Annotated in this window: 14 protein-coding genes; 2 read left to right on the forward strand and 12 right to left on the reverse strand. The window is 74.7% G+C overall.

Annotation, left to right across the window (positions count from 1 at the left end; all coding sequences use genetic code 11):
• Positions 1–17: 17 nt before the first annotated feature.
• Positions 18–3,047 (forward strand): PAS domain S-box protein, encoded by a 3,030-nt coding sequence (locus BJ968_RS09290; RefSeq protein ID WP_179751163.1) that lies wholly within the window; start codon positions 18–20, stop codon positions 3,045–3,047.
• On the opposite strand, the gene BJ968_RS09295 is transcribed toward BJ968_RS09290, so the two are convergent.
• The 12 genes from BJ968_RS09295 to BJ968_RS09350 all read right to left on the reverse strand — a co-directional run bounded on the left by BJ968_RS09295 (position 3,025) and on the right by BJ968_RS09350 (position 15,342).
• The gene (locus BJ968_RS09295) at positions 3,025–3,843 is read right to left on the reverse strand and encodes a hypothetical protein (RefSeq protein ID WP_218884954.1); all 819 of its coding nucleotides are present in this window, start codon (positions 3,841–3,843) and stop codon (positions 3,025–3,027) included. The two genes, BJ968_RS09290 and BJ968_RS09295, sit on opposite strands and share 23 nt — an antisense overlap.
• Before the next feature lie 102 nt (positions 3,844–3,945).
• Positions 3,946–4,464, reverse strand: coding sequence for a CAP domain-containing protein (locus BJ968_RS09300; RefSeq protein ID WP_179751167.1), 519 nt, complete (start codon positions 4,462–4,464; stop codon positions 3,946–3,948).
• 186 nt (positions 4,465–4,650) lie between these two features.
• On the reverse strand, positions 4,651–5,676 hold the full coding sequence (locus BJ968_RS09305) for a sugar phosphate isomerase/epimerase family protein (protein WP_179751169.1): 1,026 nt from the start codon (positions 5,674–5,676) through the stop codon (positions 4,651–4,653).
• A gap of 11 nt (positions 5,677–5,687) precedes the next feature.
• Positions 5,688–6,881: a Gfo/Idh/MocA family protein gene (locus BJ968_RS09310; RefSeq protein ID WP_179751170.1), complete on the reverse strand. Its 1,194-nt coding sequence runs from the start codon at positions 6,879–6,881 to the stop codon at positions 5,688–5,690.
• Positions 6,882–6,945: 64 nt separating this feature from the next.
• Entirely contained in the window at positions 6,946–7,935 is a 990-nt protein-coding gene (locus tag BJ968_RS09315) for a LacI family DNA-binding transcriptional regulator (RefSeq protein ID WP_179751172.1), read from the reverse strand.
• 153 nt (positions 7,936–8,088) lie between these two features.
• Complete coding sequence (locus BJ968_RS26500) at positions 8,089–9,576, reverse strand: SpoIIE family protein phosphatase (RefSeq protein ID WP_218884955.1); 1,488 nt, start codon at positions 9,574–9,576, stop codon at positions 8,089–8,091.
• Positions 9,573–10,292 carry a GAF domain-containing protein gene (locus tag BJ968_RS09325; RefSeq protein ID WP_179751174.1) on the reverse strand — a complete coding sequence of 240 codons (720 nt, stop codon included), beginning with the start codon at positions 10,290–10,292 and terminating at the stop codon, positions 9,573–9,575. Before BJ968_RS09325 ends, BJ968_RS26500 begins: the two co-directional genes overlap by 4 nt.
• A 123-nt stretch (positions 10,293–10,415) precedes the next feature.
• Positions 10,416–11,483 carry a Gfo/Idh/MocA family protein gene (locus BJ968_RS09330; RefSeq protein WP_179751176.1) on the reverse strand — a complete coding sequence of 356 codons (1,068 nt, stop codon included), beginning with the start codon at positions 11,481–11,483 and terminating at the stop codon, positions 10,416–10,418.
• Positions 11,480–12,265, reverse strand: a complete 786-nt coding sequence (locus BJ968_RS09335; RefSeq protein WP_179751178.1) for a ThuA domain-containing protein — start codon at positions 12,263–12,265, stop codon at positions 11,480–11,482. The genes BJ968_RS09330 and BJ968_RS09335 overlap by 4 nt, the downstream gene beginning before the upstream one ends.
• A gap of 11 nt (positions 12,266–12,276) precedes the next feature.
• Positions 12,277–13,146: a carbohydrate ABC transporter permease gene (locus BJ968_RS09340; RefSeq protein WP_179751180.1), complete on the reverse strand. Its 870-nt coding sequence runs from the start codon at positions 13,144–13,146 to the stop codon at positions 12,277–12,279.
• The gene (locus tag BJ968_RS09345) at positions 13,143–14,099 is read right to left on the reverse strand and encodes a carbohydrate ABC transporter permease (RefSeq protein WP_179751182.1); all 957 of its coding nucleotides are present in this window, start codon (positions 14,097–14,099) and stop codon (positions 13,143–13,145) included. The genes BJ968_RS09340 and BJ968_RS09345 overlap by 4 nt, the downstream gene beginning before the upstream one ends.
• Positions 14,092–15,342, reverse strand: a complete 1,251-nt coding sequence (locus tag BJ968_RS09350) for a sugar ABC transporter substrate-binding protein (RefSeq protein ID WP_179751184.1) — start codon at positions 15,340–15,342, stop codon at positions 14,092–14,094. Before BJ968_RS09350 ends, BJ968_RS09345 begins: the two co-directional genes overlap by 8 nt.
• A gap of 290 nt (positions 15,343–15,632) precedes the next feature.
• Here BJ968_RS09350 and BJ968_RS09355 point away from each other — a divergent pair, with 290 nt between their 5' ends.
• A complete protein-coding gene (locus tag BJ968_RS09355) occupies positions 15,633–16,889 on the forward strand; it encodes a S8 family serine peptidase (RefSeq protein ID WP_179751186.1) in 1,257 nt (418 codons plus the stop codon).
• The last annotated feature ends 1 nt before the right edge of the window (position 16,890 follow it).

A 16,890-nucleotide genomic window follows, 5' to 3' on the forward strand; every position in this document is an offset into this window, starting at 1 on the left:
TGCCGATGAGGGCGAGCGTGACGCTCCTCCCGCTCCCCCTGACGCTGCCGGACCGCGCCGAGGCCGAACGGGTGGCGGCGCTGCACCGCTACGGCGTGCTGGACGCGCCGGCCGACGCCGAGCTCGACGACGTCGTGCGCGCCGCGGCCCTGGTGGCGGGGGTGCCGCACGCGACGCTGAACCTCATCGACGAGCACCGCCAGTGCCAGCTCACCACCGTCGGGTTCGAGGGCGCCGACTCCGCGCGCGCCGACTCGATGTGCGCGCTGCACTTCACCGACGGCGAGGTCGTCCACGTCCCCGACGCCGCCCTGGACGAGCGGTTCCGGGCCAACCCGTGGGTCGACGGCCGGCTGGGCCGGGTGCGGCTGTACGCCTCGGCCCCGCTGCTGGACCCCGACGGCCACGCCCTGGGCAGCCTGTGCGTCTTCGACACCGCACCGGGGGAGGTGCCCGCCGACCGGCTGGAGGCCCTGCGGGGTCTGGCCCGGGTCGTCGTCGCGCTGTTCGAGCGCCGCCGCCGGGCCCGCGTCGCCGAGCGGCTGGCCGCCCGCGACGCGGAGCTGCGGCTGGTCCTGGACGCCACGAGCGACGCCTTCGTGGCCGTCGACGCCGACCAGCGCATCACGTCCTGGAACGGCGCCGCCGAGCGGGTGTTCGGCTGGCCGGCCGCGGAGGCGCTGGGCCGCACCCTCGTCGAGACGATCGTGCCGCCGTCGGCGGCCGCCGCCCACAGCGCGGGCCTGACCCGCTACCTGGGCACCGGGGTCCGGCACCTGCCCGGCACCGTCGAGGTGCCGGCCCGGCACCGCGACGGCCGGGAGCTGACCGTCGAACTGACCCTGACGCCCGTCGAGGCCGGGGGGCGGCAGCGGGTGTACGCCGCCGCCCGGGACGTCACCGACCGCCGCCGCCTGGAGCGGGAGCTGCGCGAGGCCCAGGAGCGGTTCAGCCTGGCCTTCACCCAGGCCCCCACGGGGGTGCTGCTGACCGCCCTCACCGGCGAGCTCGCCGGCCGGTTCACCGACACCAACCCCGCCGTCTGCGCGATGCTCGGCTACTCCCGCGAGGAGCTGCTGGGCAAGACGTTCGCCGACGTCACCCACCCCGGGGACCGGGACCTGTCCCGGGAGCAGCTGCGCCTGCTGGTCGACGGCGAGGTGCCCAGCCTGCACTTCGAGAAGCGGTACGTGCGCGCCGACGGCGAGGTCATCTGGGTCGCGCTGGACGCCGCGGTGCTCCGCGACGGCGACGGGGTGCCCCGGTTCTCGGTGACCCACGTCGAGGACGTCACCGGCAAGCGCGCGGACCGGCAGCGGCTGGCGGCCTCCGAGCAGCGCTTCCGGCTGGCGTTCGACACCGCCCCCGTGGGGATGCTCATCCTCGGCCTGGGCGAGCGGGACGCCGGCCGGGTCCTGCAGGTCAACTCCACGATGCGCCGGTTCACGGGCCGGACCACGGCCGAGCTGGTCGGCCGGGAGGTCCACGACCTGGTCCACCCCGACGAGCAGGCCGACATCCTGCTGGCGTTCGCGCCCTTCCTGCTGGGCGAGCGCACCCACGGGCAGCTCGAGCAGCGCTTCCGGCACGCCGACGGCACCGTGCGCTGGGGCCTGGTGTCGGCCACCGCCATGAGCACCAGCGAGGACGGCGAACCGCAGCTGCTGTGCCTGGTCGAGGACGTCACCGCGCGCAAGGCCGCCGAGCTGGCCCTGCGCCACCAGGCCCTGCACGACGCCCTGACGGGCCTGCCGAACCGGACGCTGCTGCACGACCGCCTGGAGCACGCGCTGGCCGCCGCGGGCCGCACCGGCACCGGGGTGGGCGTCTTCTTCTGCGACCTCGACGGGTTCAAGGCCGTCAACGACTCCGCCGGGCACGGCGCGGGCGACGACCTGCTGCGCGAGGTGGCCGCGCGGTTCGGCGCGTGCCTGCGCCCCGGGGACACCCTGGCGCGCCTGGGCGGGGACGAGTTCGCGGTCGTGTGCCCGGACCTGTCGGGCCCGCAGGACCTGGGGGTCGTCGCGCGCCGGCTGCTGGAGGCCCTGCGGGCCCCGGTGACGGTGGCGGCGGGCACGTTCAACGTGGGGGTCAGCATCGGGACCCACCTGGCCTCCCCGGGCGGGGGGACGGGCGGCCTCAGCGGCGCCGAGCACGCCCTGGCGCGCGCCGACGGGGCGATGTACGAGGCCAAGCGCGCGGGCAAGAACCGCGTGCACCTCGACGACGACACCGACGTCCGCACCCACCGCGCCGCGCGGCTGCTGCCCGAGCTGCGCACGGCCCTGGCCCGCGACGAGCTCGTCCTGCACGGCCAGCCCGTGGTGGACCTGGCGACGGGCCACCCGGTGGCGGTGGAGACCCTCGTGCGCTGGCAGCACCCGCAGCGGGGGCTGCTGTCGCCGGCGGAGTTCCTCGACGTGGCCGAGGACAGCCCCCTGGTGCTGGCGCTGGGCCGGCGGGTGCTGGACGAGTCGTGCCGGCTGGCGGCCTCGTGGGGCGCGGCGCTGGGCGCGGCCGCCCCGGACGTGCACGTCAACGTCTCCGGCCGCCAGCTGGAGTCGGGCAACCTCAGCGAGGACGTCCTGGACGCGCTGGGGCGGCACGGCGTGGCCGCGCACCGGCTGGTGCTGGAGCTGACCGAGACGACGATGCCGCGCATCACGCACTCGCTGCGGGGGGACCTGCAGCGGCTGCGGGACGCGGGGGTCCGCATCGCCATCGACGACCTCGGCACGGGCTACTCCAGCCTGGCGCGGCTGACCGAGCTGCCCGTGGACCTGCTGAAGGTCGACCTGACGTTCGTGGCGGGGCTGGGCCGCGACCCCAGCTGCGACGCGGTGGTGCGGGCCGTGCTGAGCCTGGGCTCGGCGCTGGGCCTGTCGGTGGTCGCCGAGGGCGTCGAGACGGCGCAGCAGGCCGACCTGCTGCGCGGTCACGGCTGCGACACCGTCCAGGGCTACCTGTACAGCCGGCCGCTGCCGGAGGGGGACCTGCTGGGGCTGCTGCGGGCGGCGGCCGCCGTCAGCGCCCACCCGGCGGGGTGAGCTGCTTGGGCAGGCACACGTTGCCGCGGTCGCCGGCGGGGGTGTCGGCGAACATGCTGGCGCACCAGGTGCGCACGTCGTCGGCGTCGGCGAAGGGCCCGGCGGCCAGCGTCACCCAGTAGGGGTTGCCGCGGGCGTCGACGAGGCCGTCGCCGAAGTCGGTGGTCCGCAGCACGAAGACGTCCCCGCCGGCGACGCCGGAGGCGATCTGGCGGCTCTGGGCGAGGATGTCGGCGGCGTAGAAGGTGCTGCTGCCGTTGGCGGCGGTCTGGCCGGGGTCGGTGGTCCCGACGCTCTTGGCCGCGAGCTGGGCGACCCACTGCCCCCGCGGGGGGTGGGCGGTGAGCCCCTGCTGCCGCAGCCGCTGCAGCTCGGCGGTGGCGGCCGCGTCGGCGGCGGCGCCCCTGGACGACCCGGACGACCTGGACGACCCGGACGCGCCGGGCGTGCCCGACCCCCCGGCCGCGGTCGCCGCGGTCGGGGAGGGCAGCGCGGAGACGGCGGTGGGGACCCCCGTCCCGGCCGCCGTCGGCGGGCCGGGCGCGGCGAGGCGCCGGGCGGCGAGCAGGCCCAGCAGCGCCAGCAGGACGACGGACAGCACGGCCGCGGTGACCTGCAGCCCCCGCGGGGGCCGGGGCACCGGGGCGGCGGGCGGCGGTCCGGGGTGGTGGGTGACGGGCGGTGCGGGGGCCTCGACGGTCCCGGTGGCCGGCGGCGCCGTCGCGGCGCCGAACTCCTCCCACCACGGCGCTCCCGCCACCACGACCTCCCGGCGCTCCGGGTGCGACCCTCGCACCCCCGCGGCGCCCGACCGTGCGACGCCGCGCGCGCCGGCCGGGTTCCGCGCACCCCCCAGCATGCCCCCGGCGGGGCCGGGTCAGCGCGCTGGAGGCGGTCCTCAGCCGGCGAGCACCTGGGTCCAGTAGGTGCCCGTGGCGCCCCGCTGCTCGGCGATCCCGACGCTGCGCAGGCGGCAGTCGAGCAGGTTGCGGCGGTGGCCGGGGCTGGCCAGCCAGGCGTCGACGACACCGGCCGCGTCGTAGCCGAAGGCGACGTTCTCGGCGGTGAGCCACGGCCTGACGCCCTGGGCGGCCAGGCGGGTGCGGGGGCTGCTGCCGTCGGTGCCGGTGTGGCTCATGACCCCGTTGACGGCCATGTCGCGGGTGTGCCGGGCGGCGGCCTCGTCGAGGGCGGGGTCGAGCCGGAGGGGGGCGCAGCCGGCGGCGCTGCGGGCGGCGTTGGTGCGGTCGAGGACCTGCAGGGCCGCGGGGTCGGGGGCGGGGACCGCGGCGGGGCCGATCTCGACGGCCGTGGCCGGGGCGGCCAGGGCGAGGGAGGTCAGAGCGGTCGCGGAGGCGGCCAGCGTCAGGGCGGCCAGCCGGGTCGTGGAGAGGGGGCGCCGGGCGAGCGTCGTCATGCTCCGCACTCAACCAGCCTGTGCCCCCGGCGGGTGATCTCTGTGACATGTGCCACACCTGCTGTGCCTGCGCGGTCACGGACCGCTACGACAGGGGGTTGACCTGGGACGCAGCCGGGGACGCGGCGGTTCCCCGGCGGACCGGGGACACCGGGGGCCGACCGCTCCCCCGGCGTCCCGGCCGGTTCAGCCCTTGCTGCTGAAGGCGGCGTCGAAGGCCGCCGCCGGGGGCTGGAACAACTGCCCCAGACCGCGCACGAAGGCCAGCGCGTCCGGCGCCCCGTGCAGCCGGTCGATGCCGGCGTCCTCCCACTCCACGCTCGTCGGCCCGGCGTAGCCGATGTTGTTCAGCTCGCGGAAGATCAGCTCCCACGGCACGTCACCGTGCCCGACCGAGGTGAAGTCCCACCCCCGGCGGGAGTCCGCCCACGCCAGGTGCGACCCCAGCCGGCCGTTGCGGCCGTCGAGCTGCTTGCGGGAGTCCTTGCAGTGCACGTGGTAGATCCGGTCGGCGTAGTCGCGCAGGAACGGCACCGGGTCCAGGTCCTGCCACACGAAGTGCGACGGGTCGAAGTTCAGGCCGAAACCCTCGCGGTGGCCGATGGCCTCCAGCGTCCGCTTCGTCGTCCAGTAGTCGTACGCGACCTCCGAGGGGTGCACCTCGAGGGCGAACTTCACGCCGACCTCGTCGAACACGTCGATGATGGGGTTCCAGCGGTCCGCGAAGTCCCGGTACCCGCGCTCGACCATCGCCTCGGGGGTGGGGGGGAACATCGCCACGGTGTGCCACACCGACGAGCCGGTGAACCCGGTGACCGTCTTCACGCCCAGGCGGGCCGCGGTGCGCGCGGTGTCCTTGACGTACTCCGCCGCGCGCTGCCGCACGCCCTCGGGGTCGCCGTCGCCCCACACGTCCACGGACACGATGTCCTGGTGGCGCTCGTCGATGAGGTCGCACACGGCCTGGCCGGACAGGTGCGCCGAGATCGTCCACACCTTCAGGCCGTACTTCTCCAGCGTCGCCTTCTTCTCGGCGATGTAGTCGTCGTCGGTGGCGCCGCGGGTGGAGTCCAGGTGGTCGCCCCAGGTGGCGATCTCCAGGCCGTCGAAACCCCACTCGGAGGCCAGGCGGCAGACCTCCTCGAACGGCAGGTCGGCCCACTGCCCCGTGAACAGGGTGACCGGGCGGGGGGACTTCAGCGGTTCAGCCATGGTTCTCCTCCTCAGATCTGCGTGTAGGCCGAGTCGTTCTCGGCGCTGCGCTGCACCGCTTCCAGCACCTGCTGGACCTGCAGGCCGTCGGCGAAGCTCGGGGACGGGTCGCGCTCGTCGGCGATGGCGCCCAGGAACTCCTGCAGCTCGTGCACGAACGGGTGGTCGTACCCCAGGCCGTGCCCGGCCGGCCACCAGTTCGACACCCCGGGGTGCTCCGGCTCGGTCGCCAGGATGCGGCGGAAACCGTTCTCGGCGGCGGGCAGGGTGCCGTCGAAGAAGTGCAGCTCGTTCATCGACTCGAAGTCGAACGCGACCGAGCCCTTCGACCCGTTCACCTCGATCCGCATGCCGTTCTTGCGGCCCAGCGCCATCCGGGTGGCCTCGAACGTCATGAGCGCCCCGCCGTCGCCGCGGCCGAAGAACACGGCGGCGTCGTCGACGGTCACGTCGCCGTACTCGCTCGACGCCTCCGCGCCCAGGCCCGTGTTCGCGCCCGTGCGGGTCGCCTCCAGCGGGCGGCGCTTGACGAACGTCTCGACCGTGCCGGAGACGCCGGTCAGGCGCTGGCCGGTGATGAACTGCGCCGCGTCGATGATGTGCGAACCGATGTCGCCCAGCGCCCCGGCGCCGGAGCGGTCCTTCTGCAGCCGCCAGGTCAGCGGGAAGTCGGGGTCGACGATCCAGTCCTGCAGGTACACCGCGCGCACCTGGCGGACCTCGCCGAGGCGGCCGGCGTCCACGAGCTGCTTGGCCAGCCCGATCGCGGGGACCTGGCGGTAGTTGAACGCCACCATCGACCGCACGCCCTTCGCGGCGGCGGCCTGCGCGGCCTCGGTCATGCGCCGGGCCTCGGCCACGTCCTTGGCCAGCGGCTTCTCGCAGATGACGTGCTTGCCGGCCTCCAGGGCCGCGACGGCGATCTCGGCGTGGGAGTCGCCGGGGGTCAGGATGTCGATGACCTGGACGTCGTCGCGCTCGATGAGCGAACGCCAGTCGTCGACCCCCTCCTCCCAGCCGAACTGGACGGCCGCGGCCTGCGCGCGGGCGGCGTCACGGCCGGCGAGGGCGACCCGCCGGGTGCGGAACCGGGGGGTCCCGACGTGGTCGACGCTGCGCCACGCGTGCGAGTGCACCGCCCCCATGAAGGAGTGGCCGACGACGGCGACCCCCAGCTCCGGCAGTGCGTTCTGGTCAGCGGACATGCTGGGGAGTCCTCCCGGACGTCGGCGTCGTGGTTCTTCCTGCTGCGGATGGTACTGACCCGGTTCAGCGCGTGGAACCGGTGGGGCGGACGGAGGAGCGGCGCACGAGCGAGGCCGGCACGAGCCGCACGCCGGTGTCGCGGGCACCGCCGTCGAGGAGTTCGAAGAGCCGCTGCAGGGCCTGCCGGGAGACGTCGCGGGGGTGCTGGGAGACCGCCGTCACCGGCACGGGGAAGGCCGTGGCGTCGGCGTCGGTGGCCAGCGCGACGAGGTCCAGGTCGGTGCCGGGCCGCAACCCGGTCCCCTGGACGGCGTGGACGACGCGCGCCAGGTGCGTCGTGACGAGCAGGGCCCGGCTCCCGGCGTCGAGGACCTCGCGGACCTGCTCCTCGACGCGGTCGTGCCCCACGGGCACCCAGTCCAGCTCCACCCCCCGCGCCGCGGCCGTCTCCTCGGCCGCCACCCGGAACCGCCGGACGTAGTTCAGGTCGCGCTCGACGACCTCGGGCCCCCACCCCAGGACGGTGACGCGCCGGTGGTGCGCCAGTTCGGCCACGAGCAGCCGCGCACCGCCCTCGAAGTCGAAGTCGATGCAGTGCAGGCCCTCGCGGTCGGCCGGGAACCCCACGAACATCGTCGGCACGCGCAGGTCGCGGGCGATCCGGGCGCGGGGGTCGTCGGTGCGGACCTCCATGACGACGATCGCGTCGCACCGCGCCCCGCCGGCCACCCGGCGCAGCCCGTCGACGCCCTCGGCGGCCGTCACGAGCAGGACGTCGTGGTCGCGCCGGCGCGCGGCGAGGGTGATCTCCTCGATGAACGCCATGAGCCCGGCCGCGCCGGAGGTGGGGTCGAAGGGCATGGCCACGGCGATCACCTGGGTGCGCTGGCTGGCCAGCGCCCGCGCGCCCGCGTTCGGCAGGTAGGTGAGCTGCTCGATGGCGTCCTCGACGAGGCGCCGGGTCTTCTCCGAGATCGGCCGCTTGCCGCTCATGACGTACGAGACCGTCGACTGCGAGACGCCGGCGACGCGCGCCACGTCCTTGCTCGTCACGGTCCGCGCTGCTGCCCGGGCCACCCCGCCCCCTCCCTGTCGTCGCGCGGTGTCGATGCGTATCGACGTGGCGACGCCGCGACGGTAGTCCACTCCCCCCACCCCCCACAACCACCCCGCCGTGATCGAGCACTCGTGGCCAGGAGTGCTCGATCACGGCAGTGCTTGATCACGGGGGTGGGGGTCCTCGCCCCGCCAGCGGGCCAGCAGGACCGTCGCGTCGTCCTGCAGCGCGTCGCCCTGGTGCTCCATGATCGCGCGCAGGAGGCGCCGGGCCGTCTCCGCCGGGCCGAGGTCGGCGGCCACGGCCCGTTCGAGGAAGTCCACCAGCCGGGGGCGGCCGAAGAACTCCCCGGCCGCGTCGCGCGCCTCCTCCACCCCGTCGGTGTGCAGGGCGATCCAGTCCCCCGGTTCCAGGGACGCCTCCCCCACCGCGTCCGGGCCGGGCACCGGCAGGCCGAAGGGCGTGCGCCGGCCCCCGTCGAGGTCGGCGACCGCGCGCCCGGCGCGCAGCACGACCGGGGCGGGGTGCCCCGCCCCCACGTACGTCAGCCGGCCCGTCCCCAGGTCCAGGTGCAGCAGCACCCCCGTGACGAGGGCGTCGGGGAAGTGGGTGACGAGGACGTCGTCGACGGCGGCCGCCTGCGCCAGCAGACCGCCGCCCGCGCGCCGGCACGCGCGGTAGGCCGCCAGCGCGGCCGAGGCCATGAGCCCGGCCCCCAGGGCGTGGCCCATGGCGTCGAGCACCGCGAGGTCGACGTGGTCGGCCGCGAGCGCGTAGTCGAAGACGTCGCCGCCCACGTCGGCGGCCGGTTCGAGCAGGCCGCTGACGCTGAAGCGGCCCGTGTCGGCCGTCAGCGGGGGCAGCAGCCGCCACACCAGTTCCGCCGCGGGGGAGCGCGGGTGCGCCTGCCGGGCCACCTCGACGGCGTCCCCGGTGGTGGCCGAGGCGGTCACCATCCGCCCGATCAGCCGGGCCAGCACCTCGAACTCGCGGCGCAGCAACGGGTCGCGCAGGTCGTGCCGGTTCGCCGGGGCGACGTCGAGGACCCCGGTCCGGTGCGCGCCGTCCAGGACGGGGATCCACCAGCGCGGGCGCCCGGTCAGCGCGGTCTGGGTGCGCCCCAGCCGGAACGCCCGGCCCGGCAGGGTGCGCTCGATCGACAGCGGGCGGCGGGCCCGTTCCCCGCGCGGGGGGTCGAACGGGACCAGGGACCGCTGCTCGTCGTCGGCCAGGTACAGCACGGCCCGGACGCCGAGGGCGCGACCGGCCCGGTCGACGACGACGCCCAGCTCGCCCGCCGCCGCGCGCCGGGCCTCTTGCAGCACCGCGGCCAGGGCCGACCCGGCGCGCCCGGCCGGCGGGGGCACGGCCCGCTCCCGGCTCGGCGGGACGCGCAGGGCGGCCACCCGCTCGGTCAGCCGCTCGTTGGCGGCGAGCGCCAGCAGCGTCCGCTCGAGCGCGGGCAGCGACCCGCCCGCGAGGAAGTCCTCGACGTCACCGGGCCCGACCGACCCGCCCATCGCGAAGAACCTGCCCCACAGGTCCCCCACCGTGAGGTCGCGGTGCGCCAGCGCCCGCCGCAGGGCGCGCCGCTGGTCGTCCTCGGCGGCCCCGCGGCCGGTCGCCGGGCCCGTCACGGTCGTCGGCGGGTCGCGGCGTCGACCAGGGACCGGGCCACGACGTGCAGGGGCCGCCCCTCGCGCTGGGCGAGGGCGGCCAGGACCTCCACGGCGGTCTCCTCGTCGACGTGGTCGCGGCCGATGAGGACCCCGCGCGCGGTGTTCACGACGTCGCGGTGGCGCAGGGCCGCCTTGAGCCCGGCGCTGAGGTGGCGCCCCCGGTCGGCGGCCCGCGCCTCGGCGAGCAGCAGCGCGGCCTGCGCGGCGGTCAGGGCCAGCACCCGCTCGCTGCGCAGGTCGAAGGCGTGCGGGGCGCGGCCGTACACCTTGACGGCCCCCAGCACCTCGTCGCCGGCGACGAGGGGGACGCTGAGCACCGACCGGACCCCCAGCGCCGCGACGTCCCCGGCCCACAGGGGCCAGCGGGTCTCCTCGCGGGTGTCGTGGACCACCGAGCGCGCGCGGCGGGTGACCGCCGCCAGGCACGGGCCCTCCCCGGCGGTGTACTGGACGGCGTCGGCCCGGGCGGCGACGGCGTCGCTGGCGGCCGTGGTCGCGGGGCGGCCCGCGCCGTCGACGACGGTCACGGCGCAGGAGTCGGCCCCCGGGACGGTCTCCAGGACGAGTTCGAGGAGCATCGGCAGCAGGACACCGACGACGTCGCCGGTCAGCAGGACCCCGCTGGTGCGGGCGATGACGAGGGAGAGCTCCTCGCTGGGGGACAGCAGGTCCACGGCGGCACCTCCGGTGGAGGACGGCGGCCGGCGGTTCGACGCGGGGGCCAGGTTACGCGGGGACGGCAGGCGTGGCGCGGGGTGCGCCCGGCCGCCCGGCGGGTGCCCGCCGGGCGTCCGGGGTCAGCGGCGCAGCGCGGCCCGCGCCGAGCCCCAGCCCTTGAGCACCGCGAGGACGTCGTCGCGCCGCTCGTCGGCGACGGCCTGCGCGTGGGCGCGGTCCAGGACGTCGTCGAGCCGGACGCGCGCGCCCGTCGCCGCGGACTCCACGGCCGCCTCGACCATCGCCAGGCTCAGGACGTTGTCGTGGACCTCGCCCCACAGCGGGGTCCCGTCGGCCAGGAACCGGGTGAAGGCGGCGAGCGACCCCGCGATCCCCTCCCCCGGGTCGGCGGCCGGGCCGGCCTGCGCCCCCTCGACGACCGGGTCGTGGTCGCCGTCCCAGGTCGCCGACCCCGCGGCCCCGGACAGGCGCCAGGCCCCGTTCCAGGACGTCTCCAGCCCGGGGGCGCACCAGCTGCCGGTGAACGTGTACCGCGCGCCGCTGGACATCTCGAACACCGCCGCCGCCGAGGCGGCCCCGGCGTACCAGGACCACGGCGGGTTGAACTCCTCGCAGTACACCGAGACGGGTTCGGCCTCCAGCAGGAACCGGGCGAGGTCGAACTGGTGGATGGCCATGTCGACGAGCAGGACGTGGTCCATCTCCTCGCGGAACCCGCCGAAGTGCGGGGCCTTGAAGAACTCCGTCGCCAGCGACCCCAGGTCCCCCAGCGCCCGCGCCTGGGCCTGGAACAGCTCCGCGTGGGCGTTGTACCGCCGGGACTGGGAGACCACGAACGGTTTCCCGCTGGCCTCGGAGGCCGCCACGAGGGAGAGGGCCTGCGCGACGGTCGGCGCGACGGGTTTCTCCCCCAGGACGGGGTACCCGGCGAACAGGGCCGCGGTGGTGACGGGGTGGTGGGCCTGCGGGACGGTGACGTTGACGACCGCGTCGGCCCCGGTCTGCCGGGCCAGCTCCACGGCGTCGGTGCCGACCGGGAGGTCCGGGACCCCCGCGTCGGCCAGGGCGGACCGGGCGACGTCGAGGTCGAGGTCGACGACCCCGGCCAGTTCCACGGCCGGGTCGGCCAGGATCGTCGCGAGCCAGGCCTTGCCCATGCCGCCGGCCCCGACGAGGACGACCCTCACTGCTGCTTCTCCGGGTCGAGCGCGCCCTGGTAGCCCTGGCCGTTGTAGAAGTCCTCGGTGTCGTAGCGCAGCAGGACCGGGTCGGTCCGCTCGGGCCGGACGGTGACGGCCCACTCGACGGCGTTGGAGATGACCTTGCGCACCCCCTCGTGGAAGTACGTGGGGAAGTCCTGGTCGCCGGGGCGGAAGTAGAAGATCTTGCCGAAGCCGCGCTTGAACGTGATGCCCGAGCGGAACACCTCACCGCCGGTGAAGGAGGAGATGAAGACGATCTCGTCGGGGGCGGGGATGTCGAAGAACTCCCCGTACATCTCGTCCTCCTCGATGATGAGGGGGTGCGGGACGCCCTGGGCGATGGGGTGGGTCGGGTCGACCGTCCACAGCAGTTCCCGGTCGTGCTCGGAGCGCCAGCGCAGCGTGCAGCTCGTGCCCATGAGGCGCTGGAACACCTTCGACCAGTGCCCGGAGTGCAGGACGATGAGGCCCATCCCGGCCAGGACGTGCCGCTGGACGCGGTCGACGACCTCGTCGGAGACCTCGTCGTGCGCGGCGTGCCCCCACCAGGTGAGGACGTCGGTGTTCTGCAGGACCTCCTCGGTGAGCCCGTGCTCGGGGTCGTCCAGCGTCGCGGTGCGGACGGTGACCCCCTCGCCGAGGTTGGCCTCGATGCCCTCGGCGACGGCACCGTGCATGCCGTTCGGGTAGCGCTTGGCGACGTCGGGCTCGAGCTGCTCGTGGCGGTTCTCGCCCCACACGGTGACCTTGATGGCGCTGCTGGTCATGCGGAGTCCTCCTAGGACTTGACGGCCCCGCCCGTGACCCCGGCAGCGACGTACCGCTGGGCCAGGACGAGCAGGGCGATGGCGGGCAGGGACGACAGGACGGCCGTGGCCATGATCGGGGACCAGTCGGCGACGAAGCTCCCGACGTAGGTGTACAGCCCCAGGGTGATGGGCCGCAGGTCGGCCGTCGTCGTGAGGGTCAGGGCGAACAGGAAGTCGCCCCAGGCGAACAGGAACGTGAACAGGCCCGCGGTGATGAGGGCGTTGCGGCTCATGGGCAGGACGATCGAGAAGAAGGCCCGGACGTGCCCGGCGCCGTCGACGTAGGCGGCCTCGACGATGGAGGCGGGGATGCCGCCCATGAAGGCCCGCATGAGGATGATGGAGAACGGGATGCCGGCGGCGGAGTCGGCCAGGACGAGGCCCGGCAGGGTGTTGAGCAGCCCGAGGTCGCTGTAGGCGGAGTACAGCGCGTTGGCGACGACGATGCCGGGGACCATCTGGGTGATGAGGATCCCGAAGAGGATCACGGTCGCCCAGCGGCCCAGCTTGAAGTGCGCCATGGCGTAGGCCGCGGGGGTGGCGACGAGGAGGCTGAACACGACCGAGCCGAGGCTGATGAGCAGCGACGTCACGAGGTTGCGGCCCTGCTCGGAGATGGCCGTGGTGTACCCGCGGAGGGTGAAGTCGAACGGCAGCCACGGGGTGGCGACGGCGTTGCCGGCCGGCTGCAGGGAGACGTTGACCATCCAGTACAGCGGGAACAGCATGAAGGCCAGGATGAGGATCCCGACGACGGTGTACACGGGCCGTCGCGGGGCCTTGACCTTCTCCGGCGACCGCCCGGCCGGCCGGGTGCGAGTGGGGACCACCGCGCTCATTCGTCGACCGCCTTCCGGTTCAGCCGCAGGTAGACCACGGCGAAGACGAGGGAGATGACGATGAGGACGTTGCCCAGGGCCGCACCCGCACCGAAGTCGAACTGCCTGAAGGACATGTCGTAGGAGAACGTCGAGATGGTCTGCGTCGAGTTCGCCGGCCCGCCGTTGGTGAGCCCGAGGATGACGTCGAGGACCTTCAGCGTGTAGACGACCCCGAGCACCAGGACGACCGTGACGACCGGGCGCAGCATGGGCCAGGTGATGTGCCGGAACGCCCGCCAGCCCGTCGCCCCGTCGAGGGCCCCGGCCTCGTACAGCTCCTCGGGGATCTCCTGCAGGCCGCCGTAGAGGATCGTCATGTTGAACGGGATGCCCAGCCAGATGTTCACGCCGATGACCGCCACGAGCGCCAGCGACGTCGAGGTCAGCCAGTCCGGGTGGACGTCGAGGCCGGGGACGGCGGACAGGATGCGGTTCAGCGCCCCGTTGTCGGTGTCGAGGATCCACCGCCACACGGCCGTCCCGGCGATCATCGGGATGAGCCACGGCAGCAGGATGAGTGAGCGCAGCACCCCCGACAGCGCGAACCGCTTGTGGAAGAACAGCGCGATGGCCAGCCCGAGGACGAACTGCCCGGCGATCGAGCCGGCCGTGAACAGCAGCGTGTTCAGCAGGGACCGGTCGAAGATGGCGTTGCCCAGGACGTTGCGGTAGTTCTCCAGCCCGACCCAGGGGGCCTCACCGGTGTAGAACGTCTTCGTCGTGTACTCCTGGAAGCCCATGACGACGTTCTTGACGACGGGGTACCCGAAGAAGAGGACCAGGTACACCACGGCCGGGACGATGAAGGCGACCTCGACGAGCCGCGTCCGCAGCCGGTGCCGGGACCCCCGCCCCGCCGGTTCGACGACCGACGGGGAGGTGGTCCGCTGGAAGGCGGCGACCTCAGCCATCCTGAGCCTGCTTGAGCGCTTCCTCCGGCGTCATCCCGCCGACGAGGGCGTTCTGGACGGCCGTGTAGATCTTCGTGGCGGCCTTCGGCCAGTCCGGCCCGAGCTCACCGGTGCGGGCGCGCAGCTCGGGGACCTGGTCGGCGAACGCCGTGAGGTTGGGGTTCTGGGAGGTGACCTGGCCGGCGAGGGCGGGTTTGGTGGGCACGGTGCCGGTGCCGAGCGAGATCTTGACCTCGTTCTCGTCGCTGTTGAGGCACTGCACGAGCTCGGCGGCCTTCTTCTGCTTGGCCTCGTCACCGGTCTGCGGGACGGTCCACGCCTCGCCGCCGAAGGGCGAGACGGCCTTGCCTCCGGCCTGCGGCACGGGGATGGGGACGATGCCGTACTCCAGGCCCTCGGCCTCGTCGAGAGTCCCGAAGTTCCACGGACCGTTGATCATCATGGCGGCCTTGCCGGCGGCGAACTGGTCGGCGACGTCGGCCTGCGTCCAGTTCACCGACGACTGCGACATCGACCCGGAGGTCAGCAGGTCCTTGTCGAGCTGGAGCGCGGCCGCGACCTGTGGGGTGGCGATGTCCTTCTCGTCCCCGCCGTTGGACCACATGAAGGGCAGGAACTGCCAGGTGCCCTCGTAGGTGTTGACGTTCGACATGGCGAACCCGTACTGGTCGCCGGAGGTGAGCTTGGCGGCGGCAGCCTTCAGCTCGTCCCACGTGGCGGGCGGGGTGACACCGGCCGCGTCGAGGAGCTTCTTGTTGTAGAACAGCGCGATCGTGTTGGTGACCGGCTGCAGGCCGTAGAGCTTGCCCTCGTAGGTGGAGGCCTTCAGGACGCCCTCGGCGACGCCGGAGGAGTCGACGCCCAGGTCGTCCAGCGGGGCCAGCGCACCGGAGGCGGCGATCTGCTGGACGTCGGGGTTGTCGAGCATGAGGACGTCGGGCAGCGTCCGGGAGGAGCTCTGCTGCAGCACCTTCTGGATGAGCGTCTCGCCGGGGACGGCCTCGCGGGAGATCTTCATGCCGACGGTCTTGCCGCAGGCCTCGATGGCCTCGTTCCACAGGCTCGCGTTGGGTTCGGAGTTGTAGTAGTCGAGGACGCGCAGGGTGTCCGAGCTCGACCCCGCCGCGCTCCCACCCTTCGCGCCGCCGCCGCAGGCGCCGAGCGCCAGGGGCAGGACGAGCAGTGCGGCCAGCCCGGCGCGGGTGCGGCCGGACGTGCCCCGTCGGATCGAGTGTCGAGCCATGTCGTTCCTCTCCTCGTGCCCACGGCGTCGTGGGCGCTGGTTCGTCGATGCGTATCGACGATGGGTGCGGGGGTCCGGGGGCGGGCCGTCCGCGGGTGCTGGTCGGTCGTCGGGTCGTGGGGCGGTCGTGCCGTCGGGTCGAGCGGACCACCGCGTCCGCCTGGGCGTCGATACGCATCGTCGATGCGGTTCGACAAGTTAGCCCGCCCCGGTGCCGTTGCACAAGGGCCCTCAAGGCCGGGCCCCGGCCGTCCGAGGGAACCCGGGAGCCATCGATCCAGGGAGCTGCCGTGCCCACCCCCGCCCGTACCGCCGCGGTCTGCGCCGCCCTGCTCGCGGTGGCCCTGGCCCCCCTGCCGGCCGCCGGGGCCGCGCCGGTCGCCCCCGCCGGGCCCACCCCCACCGCGGTCGCCCCCGCCGCACCGGTCGCGGTCGACGCGCTGCGCTGGGTCGACGGCCGGCCGCACCTGGAGACGCGCACGGCGGCGGACCCGGCCGCCGCGGCCGCGCTCGTCACGGCCCTGGACCGGCTGCCCGGGGTCAGTGACGCCGGGGCCCGCACCACGTGGGCGCCGGCCCCGGCGACGACCCGGCCGCTGCCCCGGCGCACCACCCTCGGCTCCGACCCCTACCTGCGGTACGCCTACCACCTGACGTCCGTGGACGCCTACGCCGCGTGGGACCGCACCCGGGGGACGGGGGTGCGGGTCGCCGTCCTGGACACCGGCGTCGACGCCGGGCACCCGGACCTCGTCGGCCGCGTCGAGCCCCTGGGCAACTTCACCGCCGAACCCGCCACCGAGATCGGGGAGCACGGCACCGAGGTCGCGACCGTCCTCGCCGGGGCCTACCAGAACTCCGTGGGCGCCGCCGGGGTCGCGCCCGGGGTGACCGTCCTGGCCGGGAAGGTCTGCACCGCGCAGGGCTGCCCCAGCGACGCCGTCGTCGAGGGCATCACGGCCGCGGTGGAGGCGGGCGCCGACGTGGTGAACCTGTCCCTGGGCGGTGAGACGTCCAACCGCACCACGGCGGCGGTCGTGCAGTGGGCGATCTCGCGGGGCGTCGTCGTGGTCGCCTCGGCCGGCAACTCCGGCGACACCGGCAACCCGCTGGAGTACCCGGCCTCCTACGACGGCGTGGTCTCCGTGTCGGCCTCGACGACCTCGGGGGCGGCGGCCCCCTGGGCCCAGCACAACCCCCTCGTCGACCTCAGCGCCCCCGGTGAGGACATCCCCGTGGGGGAACCGCTCACCGGCGGCGCCCACCCCTACGCGCTGGCGACGGGGACCTCGTTCTCCGCGCCCATGGTCTCCGCGGCCGCAGCCCTGCTGACGGCGGTGGCCCCGCAGGCCGACGTCGCGACCGTCGAGGCGTGGCTGCGGGGCAGCGCGGCCCCGCAACCGTGGGCGGCGGGGTACGGCACGGGCATGCTGGACGTCGCGGCCGCCGTGGCGACCGCGCGGGCCGCCACCACCGCCGGGGCGCCCGTGACGGTGCCCCGCCGCACCCGCACCCTGCGACCGGAGCCCGTGGTGCGCACCGCCTGAC

The organism is Kineococcus aurantiacus, assembly GCF_013409345.1.
In the GTDB taxonomy this organism is placed as follows: Bacteria; Actinomycetota; Actinomycetes; order Actinomycetales; family Kineococcaceae; genus Kineococcus; species Kineococcus aurantiacus.

What these genes read in the sequence shown, in the direction of transcription:
- BJ968_RS09300 (WP_179751167.1), bottom strand. Translation starts at nt 4,464, where the DNA reads ATGACGACGCTCGCCCGGCGCCCCCTCTCCACGACCCGGCTGGCCGCC.
- BJ968_RS09305 (WP_179751169.1), bottom strand. Translation starts at nt 5,676, where the DNA reads ATGGCTGAACCGCTGAAGTCCCCCCGCCCGGTCACCCTGTTCACGGGG.
- BJ968_RS09310 (WP_179751170.1), bottom strand. Translation starts at nt 6,881, where the DNA reads ATGTCCGCTGACCAGAACGCACTGCCGGAGCTGGGGGTCGCCGTCGTC.
- BJ968_RS09335 (WP_179751178.1), bottom strand. Translation starts at nt 12,265, where the DNA reads ATGACCAGCAGCGCCATCAAGGTCACCGTGTGGGGCGAGAACCGCCAC.
- BJ968_RS09340 (WP_179751180.1), bottom strand. Translation starts at nt 13,146, where the DNA reads ATGAGCGCGGTGGTCCCCACTCGCACCCGGCCGGCCGGGCGGTCGCCG.
- BJ968_RS09345 (WP_179751182.1), bottom strand. Translation starts at nt 14,099, where the DNA reads ATGGCTGAGGTCGCCGCCTTCCAGCGGACCACCTCCCCGTCGGTCGTC.
- BJ968_RS09350 (WP_179751184.1), bottom strand. Translation starts at nt 15,342, where the DNA reads ATGGCTCGACACTCGATCCGACGGGGCACGTCCGGCCGCACCCGCGCC.